This is a genomic window from Stenotrophomonas sp. HMWF023, from assembly GCF_003060985.1.
GTDB lineage: Bacteria > Pseudomonadota > Gammaproteobacteria > Xanthomonadales > Xanthomonadaceae > Stenotrophomonas > Stenotrophomonas lactitubi.
This window is the reverse complement of record NZ_QAIJ01000024.1, coordinates 1-7,572: the sequence shown is the minus strand read 5'-3', so window position 1 is coordinate 7,572 and position 7,572 is coordinate 1. Positions and strand designations below refer to the sequence as shown.

Here is a 7,572-nt window from a genome sequence, read left to right as displayed (position 1 = left end):
CTCTCAACATCGCAGAGCCGACCAACCGCTGTTGCTGTTGCTGTTGCTGTTGCTGTTGCTTCAAAGCCTGCCGCAGGCAGCGCCGCAGCCGCCGCTGCAAGAAAACCTGAATACGTTCGAACAGCCCACCTCAATCCCCCGCCCCCGCGGCCGATAACGGTCATGTCACCGCTGCTCCCGACCAGCACCGGCGCCTCCACCCACCACGACCCGGGTACTGCTCGATGAATCTCCTGCATCGCTGGCAACACTACTTCAGCAATCTCTCCGTCCGACGCAAGCTCAATCTGCTCACGCTGCTGATCGCGCTGGGCGTGATCGCGCTCTCGGTGATCGCTGCCCGCATGCAGTACCTGGACCTGACCGATACCCGCAAGTCTTCGCTGAAGACCCAGGTCGAACTGAGCTACGGCATCCTCGACCACTACCATCGCCTCGCCGGAACCGGTGAGCTCAGCGAAGAGGCTGCAAAGGCCGCCGCGCTGCAGGCGCTGGAGGTCATGCGCGCGCACAACGATACTTACTACTACAACATCTACGACACCGGCTATCACGTGCTCATGCATCCGTTCCGCAAGGATCTGGTGGGCAAGGACATGAAGGATTTCCGTACCGGCGATGGCATCCGCATCTACTACGACCAGATCGAAGCGGCCAAGGCCGGCGGTGGCTTCGTCGCCTATCGCTGGGCCAAGCCCGGCGAGAAGGGCGAGGTCGAGAAAGTGGCCTATGCCGGCCTGTTCAAGCCCTGGAACTGGGTGGTCAGCAGCGGCGTCTATATGGATGACGTGCAGCAGCAGGCACTGGTCTTCACCGCCATCATGACCCTGGCCGGCGGCGTGCTGGTGCTGATCGTGCTGGCCCTGAGCTGGGTCATCGGCAACCGCATCGCGCGCCCGTTGAAGCAGGCCACCGCCGTCGCAGAGGGCATCGCTGGCGGCAAGCTGGACAGCCACATCGGTCCGCAGCCGCATGACGAACCCGGTCGCCTGCTCGAAGCTATGTCACGCATGCAGCAGCAGCTGCACGCGGTCATCAGTGGCCAGCGCGAAATGGCACGCCGTCACGATGAAGGTGAACTCAGCTACCGCATCGACGCCAGCGCCTTCCCCGGCGAGTACGGGCTGATGGTGCAGGAAACCAACGCCCTGGTCGGTGGCCACGTACAGACCCTGCACGATGTACTGAACGTGGTGCAGCAGTACGCCGTCGGCGACCTCAGCGGCGACATCGCCCGCTACCCGGGCGAGAAGGCGGCGATGACCACGACCGTCGACACGGTCAAGGCCAACCTCGGCCGCATCAATGCCGAGATCAAGCAGCTGGCCAGTGCTGCAGCCGCGGGCGACTTCAGTCAGCGTGGCGATGCGCAGCGCTTCGATCACGATTTCCGCACCATGCTGGAAAACCTCAACGCCATGATGGCGGTCAGTGATGACAACCTCGGCAAGCTCTCGCAGCTGCTGTCGTCCATCGCCGACGGCGACCTGACTGCGCGCATGCACGGTGACTACCAGGGCGTGTTCGCGCGCATGCGCGACGATGCCAACGCCACGGTCAGCCAGCTGACCCAGATCGTTGGTCAGATCCAGCTCAGTGCTTCCAGCATCACCCTGTCAGCCGGCGAAATCGCCTCGGGCAACAGCGACCTGTCGCGCCGCACCGAACAGCAGGCGGCCAATCTGGAAGAAACCGCCGCGTCGATGGAGGAGCTGACCTCCACCGTGCGCCAGAACGCCGAGCACGCGCGCCAGGCCAACCAGCTCGCCATCGGCGCGCACGGCGTGGCCTCGCAGGGCGGCAGCGTCGTTGGCCAGGTGGTCACTACCATGTCGGCCATCGAAGCGTCGTCGAAGAAGATCGCCGAGATCATCAGCGTGATCGATGGCATCGCATTCCAGACCAACATCCTGGCGCTCAATGCCGCGGTCGAAGCCGCCCGAGCCGGTGAACAGGGCCGCGGTTTCGCCGTGGTCGCCAGCGAAGTGCGTACCCTCGCCCAACGTTCGGCCGCCGCTGCCAAGGAGATCAAGGGCCTGATCGACGAATCGGTCGGCAAGGTCGCCGAAGGCTCCAGCCTTGTCCACCAGGCCGGCAGCACCATGGGCGAGATCGTCGCCTCGGTGCAGCGCGTGACCGACATCATGGCCGAGATCTCCGCCGCCTCGCAGGAACAGTCGGCCGGCATCGAGCAGGTCAACCAGACCGTAGTGCAGATGGACGAAACCACCCAGCAGAACGCCGCGCTGGTGGAAGAAGCCACCGCTGCTGCACGGGCGATGGAGGAACAGGCCGCGCAACTGGCCGACGCCGTGGCGATCTTCCGCCTCGACAACCAGGTTGCCGTCGCAGTGAAGGCGGTGACCGCCAAGGTCGCGCCGAAGGCCGCCAGCCCTGCGCCTTCGCGGCCGTTGTCGACGCCTGCACCGATCCGCCGCACCCACTCCAGCACCGTCGTCTCCAACGACGGCGACTGGCAGGAATTCTGATCCTCGCGGCGGCTGCGGCCGCCGCCCCGCCGATGGACACGTCACCCGTGCAGAGCCCTACCCCCATCGTCAGCGGTACGCGCGAATTCGAGTTCGCCGACCGTGATTTCCGCCGCGTCTGCGACCTGATCTACCAGCGCGTGGGCATCGCCCTCGCCCCGGCCAAGCGCGACATGGTGTACGGACGCCTGTCGCGCCGCCTGCGCACGCTGGGCATGCGCAGCTTCCAGCAGTACCTGGACCATCTGGAACAAGGCGATGGTGACGAGTGGCAGGCATTCACCAATGCGCTGACCACCAATCTCACCGCGTTCTTCCGCGAGCCGCACCATTTCGACAAGCTGCGCGAGGAACTGCAGCAGCGCAACGGGCGCGGCCCGCTGCTGCTGTGGTCGTGCGCCGCCTCCACCGGTGAAGAGCCCTACTCGATGGCGATCACCGCCTGCGAAGCGTTCGGCACCCTGAAGCCGCCGGTGCGCATCGTCGCCACCGACGTCGATACCCAGGTGCTGGCCACCGCAGGGCGCGGCGTCTACAACATCGACCGCGTCGCCGGCCTCGATCCAGACCTGCGTCGCCGCTACTTCCAGCGTGGCAGCGGTCCCAACGAAGGCCAGTGCCGCGTGCTGCCGGCGCTGCGCGAGTTGATCGAATTCCGCCCATTGAACCTGTTGGCGCCGCGCTACGACGTCGGCGGTCCGTTCGACGCGCTGTTCTGCCGCAACGTGATGATCTACTTCGACAAGCCGACCCAGCGCGCGATTCTCGGCCGCCTGGTCAATCATCTGGCCGACGACGGCCTGCTCTACACCGGCCACTCGGAAAACTACCTGCACGCTGCCGATCTGATCCAACCCTGCGGCCGTACCCTGTACCGACGCGCACAGGGAGCCAGCGCATGAATGCTTCGCTGCGCACCGATGATGTGATGCGCTACCAGGACGCACGCTTCAAGACCATCGCCGCCAAGCTGCTGCCCACCCAGTACCTGGTGGTGGATGACACCACCGCGCTGACCACGACGCTCGGCTCCTGCGTGGCGGCTTGCCTGCGCGACCCGGTGCTGAAGATCGGCGGCATGAACCACTTCCTGCTGCCCGAGGGCAACGCCGGCGACGGCGCGCCCGCACGCTATGGCAGCTACGCAATGGAACTGCTGATCAACGACATGCTCAAGCGCGGTGCCCACCGCAAGCGCATCGAGGCGAAGGTATTCGGCGGCGCCAACGTGCTGAAGGGCTTCACCAGCAATCCGGTAGGCACGCGCAACGCCGAGTTCGTGCGTCAGTACCTGCAGGCCGAACACATCCCGATCCTCGCCGAAGACCTGTGCGGCATCCACCCGCGCAAGATCTGGTTCTTCGCCGATACCGGCCGCGTCGTCGTGCAACGCCTGCCGCATGCACACGAAGCCGAAGTGGCCGCGACCGAATCGGCCGTGCGCGCGCGCCTGTCCAAGGCCCCGGTCACCGGTGGCGTGGAGCTGTTCGAATGACCCTGACCGGCAACTCCCCCTGCCGGGTCCTGATCGTCGACGATTCCGCCGTCGTGCGGCAGATGCTCACCGAAATCCTGTCCAGCGATCCGGCCATCGACGTGGTCGGCACCGCTGCCGACCCGCTGCTGGCGCGCGAGAAGATCAAGCGCCTGGCTCCGGACGTGATCACCCTGGACGTGGAAATGCCACGCATGGATGGCCTGGCGTTCCTGGAAAACCTGATGCGCCTGCACCCGCTGCCGGTGGTGATGATCTCTTCGCTGACCGAACGCGGTGCCGATACCACCCTGCAGGCGCTGGGGCTGGGCGCGGTGGACTTCGTTTCCAAGCCCAAGCTTGATGTGGCCCGCGGCCTGCAGGCCTATGCCGATGAAATCATCGCCAAGGTGAAGATGGCTGCGCGCTCACGGGTGCGCCCGCTGGTGCGCGTTGCAACACCGAAACTCACGCTGGACGCCGCCCCTGCCCTGCGTCCGGCGGCAACCCAGTTCCGCACCACCGACCGTCTGATCGCCATCGGCTCCTCTGCCGGCGGCACCGAAGCACTGCGCGTGGTGCTCGAAGGCATGCCCGCCGACGGTCCCGCAGTGGTGATGACCCAGCACTTGCCCGCCAGTTTCAGCACTGCTTTCGCCGAGCGCCTGGACCGTCATTCGGCGATGGCCGTACGCGAAGCCAGCGATGGCGAAGCGGTGCTGCCCGGCCATGCGTACCTGCCGCCCGGCGGCAAGCACCTGCGGATCATCCGCGACGGTGCACGCTGGCGCTGCCGCGTGGATGACGGCCCGGCGGTGAACCGACACAAGCCGGCAGTCGACGTGCTGTTCCGTTCGGTGGCGCAGGCCGCAGGTGGCAATGCCATCGGCGCCATCCTCACCGGCATGGGCGATGACGGCGCACGCGGCCTGCTGGAAATGCGCCAGGCCGGCGCTCCGACGCTGGTGCAGGACGAGGCCTCCAGCGTGGTCTGGGGCATGCCCGGTGCAGCGTTCAAGCTCGGCGCGGCCGAGGAACAGGTACCGCTGGAGCGCATAGCCGAGCGTCTGCTGGCGCTGTCCCGCAGCTGATGGGACGGCTGTAGAGCCGAGCCCATGCTCGGCTGCTTTTCGGGCCCCGCTCCGGCAAGCCGAGCATGGGCTCGGCTCTACAGGCCATCACGCAACAAAAAACTTCGGCTTTCACCAGGGTTCTTCGGTTCAACAGGCTGCGCGCAAGTGTGCTTTGATTGCAGCCTTGCACAAGGAATGCTGCGCATGACCCCAAGGATGTGGAAGGCCGCCCTGGTGGCCATACTGCTGTCACTGCCACTGGCCCCGGCCGTCGCCAGCGGCGACCTGTTCTACTTCGAAGCAAAACACGGCAAGCTGGTTTTCACCCTCATGCTGGTGGGCCGCGAGGATCCCGGTGAGGTGAATGTCAGCTGGTCGGGACCGTCTGCTCCCGATGCAGCGAACGTCCGTCGCCGGTACTACATCGAATTCGACCGCGCACGGAAGCGGGCCTATGTGCGTCCGCTGCACCGTGATGGGCTGCCCTGGTTCGAGATGGACGTCTCCGGTGGCCGGGGCAATGTGCTCTTTGCCGGGAAGCGCCTTCAAGGCACTGCCGACTGGACCATCCAGTAGCAGATATCCCTCGGAATGCGCCCGTGGGTTCTCCGCTTCAACTGCCTGCCGGGCAATGCCCGGCACCGCTACTTCACGCAGTCGCAGTTACGGTCCCGACACCGTGATCCGCACCTTTCCGCGCACCGGTACGCCATCCCTGCTGGCGGCGTTGTAGCTCCATCGATACGCCGCCTCCACGGCCGCCGCATCCAGCTTCGCCGACCCACTGCCGCGCGCGATTTCCACAGCATACGGGCGGCCCTGCTCGTCTACGTCCACCAGCAGCGTGGCCGCACCAACTCCGCGCTCGGATGGCTGATGGTTCTCAAGCTGCACGGGATGCTGCCGCTGCGAGTCGGCATCGACCGAGGCGTAGGTTTCCACCTTTTCGGCTGTCTCAGACCTTGACGCGTTGGCCCGGGCGATCTCCAGGAACTGCTCCTGCAGCAGGAACACCCTGCGTTCGTCAGCGCTCATCCGCGTATCGGCAGACTCTTCATCGGCCCGCACATCCTGCTGCGCGATTGCAGCCGGTGCCATGGCCCAGCCCGCCATCATTGCTCCCAGCGCTACCCAGCGTCGTCGATCCGCCAACATCCATGTCTTCCTGAAAAAGCCGCGTCGAAGTCTAACCCGCAGCCGGCGCCGCAGGTGCCCACAAAAAACCCCCGGCATTCACCGGGGGTTCTTCGTTTACATCATCAACCGATCAGCAGGATCAGGCAGCGACCGTGTTGGCCACGTCCTGGTATTCCTCGATCTGGTCGAAGTTCATGTAGCGGTAGATCTCCGCGCCGCTGGCGGCGATCACGCCCACATCGGCCATGTACTCTTCCTTGGTCGGGATGCGGCCCAGGCGCGAGCAGATTGCCGCCAGTTCCGCCGAACCCAGGTACACGTTGGTGTTGCGGCCCAGGCGGTTCGGGAAGTTGCGGGTCGAGGTCGACATCGCGGTGGAGCCTTCGCGGATCTGCGCCTGGTTGCCCATGCACAGCGAGCAGCCCGGCATTTCCATGCGTGCGCCGGTGGCGCCGAAGGTGCCGTACACGCCTTCCTTGGTCAGCTCGGACGCATCCATCTTGGTCGGCGGGGCCACCCACAGGCGGGTCGGCAGGTCGCGCTTGCCTTCCAGCAGCTTCGCAGCGGCACGGAAGTGACCGATGTTGGTCATGCACGAACCGATGAACACTTCATCGATCTTGGCGCCGGCAACTTCGGACAGGGTCTTCACGTCATCCGGGTCGTTCGGGCAGGCCACGATCGGCTCGTGGATGTCGGCCAGGTCGATGTCGATGACGGCAGCGTACTCGGCGTCGGCATCCGGCTCCAGCAGCTCCGGGTTGGCCAGCCACGCTTCCATCTTCTCGATGCGACGCTGCAGCGAACGCGGATCCTGGTAACCCTCGGCAATCATCCACTTCAGCAGCGTGATGTTGCTGGTGAGGTACTCGATGATCGGCTCCTTGTTCAGGCGCACCGAGCAGCCGGCAGCCGAACGCTCGGCCGAGGCATCGGACAGTTCGAATGCCTGTTCGACCTTCAGTTCCGGCAGGCCTTCGATTTCCAGGATGCGGCCGGAGAAGATGTTCTTCTTGCCAGCCTTGGCCACGGTCAGCAGGCCCGACTTGATCGCGTACAGCGGGATCGCGTTGACCAGGTCACGCAGGGTCACGCCCGGCTGCATCTTGCCCTTGAAACGCACCAGCACCGACTCCGGCATGTCCAGCGGCATGACGCCGGTGGCAGCGGCGAAGGCGACCAGGCCAGAACCGGCCGGGAACGAAATGCCCACCGGGAAACGGGTATGCGAGTCGCCACCGGTGCCGACGGTGTCCGGCAGCAGCATGCGGTTGAGCCAGCTGTGGATCACGCCGTCGCCCGGACGCAGCGAGATGCCGCCACGGGTGGAGATGAATTCCGGCAGGGTGTGGTGGGTCTTGACGTCCACCGGCTTCGGGTAGGCCGCGGTGTGGCAGAA

At 65.5% G+C, this 7,572-nt stretch carries 7 protein-coding genes; 5 read left to right on the top strand and 2 right to left on the bottom strand.

Features of this window, described 5'->3' with window-relative positions; genetic code table 11:
• The first annotated feature begins 224 nt into the window (after positions 1–224).
• The 5 genes from DBR20_RS00820 to DBR20_RS00800 all read left to right on the top strand — a co-directional run bounded on the left by DBR20_RS00820 (position 225) and on the right by DBR20_RS00800 (position 5,612).
• Positions 225–2,489: a methyl-accepting chemotaxis protein gene (locus DBR20_RS00820; RefSeq protein WP_108264850.1), complete on the top strand. Its 2,265-nt coding sequence runs from the start codon at positions 225–227 to the stop codon at positions 2,487–2,489.
• Positions 2,490–2,521: 32 nt separating this feature from the next.
• Positions 2,522–3,391 carry a CheR family methyltransferase gene (locus DBR20_RS00815; protein ID WP_099818374.1) on the top strand — a complete coding sequence of 290 codons (870 nt, stop codon included), beginning with the start codon at positions 2,522–2,524 and terminating at the stop codon, positions 3,389–3,391.
• Complete coding sequence (cheD, locus tag DBR20_RS00810; protein WP_025878962.1) at positions 3,388–3,984, top strand: chemoreceptor glutamine deamidase CheD; 597 nt, start codon at positions 3,388–3,390, stop codon at positions 3,982–3,984. Before DBR20_RS00815 ends, cheD begins: the two co-directional genes overlap by 4 nt.
• Positions 3,985–3,986: 2 nt before the next feature.
• Positions 3,987–5,054, top strand: coding sequence for a chemotaxis response regulator protein-glutamate methylesterase (locus DBR20_RS00805; protein WP_108264851.1), 1,068 nt, complete (start codon positions 3,987–3,989; stop codon positions 5,052–5,054).
• A gap of 198 nt (positions 5,055–5,252) precedes the next feature.
• Complete coding sequence (locus tag DBR20_RS00800) at positions 5,253–5,612, top strand: hypothetical protein (protein WP_108264849.1); 360 nt, start codon at positions 5,253–5,255, stop codon at positions 5,610–5,612.
• Positions 5,613–5,699: 87 nt separating this feature from the next.
• On the opposite strand, the gene DBR20_RS00795 is transcribed toward DBR20_RS00800, so the two are convergent.
• Together DBR20_RS00795 and DBR20_RS00790 are read right to left on the bottom strand one after the other, a co-directional pair.
• Complete coding sequence (locus DBR20_RS00795) at positions 5,700–6,191, bottom strand: energy transducer TonB (RefSeq protein ID WP_181392984.1); 492 nt, start codon at positions 6,189–6,191, stop codon at positions 5,700–5,702.
• Positions 6,192–6,312: 121 nt separating this feature from the next.
• A partial coding sequence (locus tag DBR20_RS00790; protein ID WP_108264847.1) for a bifunctional aconitate hydratase 2/2-methylisocitrate dehydratase occupies positions 6,313–7,572 on the bottom strand: 1,260 nt, incomplete at its 5' end.

Coding starts and splice junctions, on each gene's coding strand:
- DBR20_RS00800 (WP_108264849.1), top strand. CDS start 5,253: ATGTGGAAGGCCGCCCTGGTGGCCATACTGCTGTCACTGCCACTGGCC.
- DBR20_RS00795 (WP_181392984.1), bottom strand. CDS start 6,191: ATGTTGGCGGATCGACGACGCTGGGTAGCGCTGGGAGCAATGATGGCG.
- DBR20_RS00820 (WP_108264850.1), top strand. CDS start 225: ATGAATCTCCTGCATCGCTGGCAACACTACTTCAGCAATCTCTCCGTC.
- cheD (WP_025878962.1), top strand. CDS start 3,388: ATGAATGCTTCGCTGCGCACCGATGATGTGATGCGCTACCAGGACGCA.
- DBR20_RS00815 (WP_099818374.1), top strand. CDS start 2,522: ATGGACACGTCACCCGTGCAGAGCCCTACCCCCATCGTCAGCGGTACG.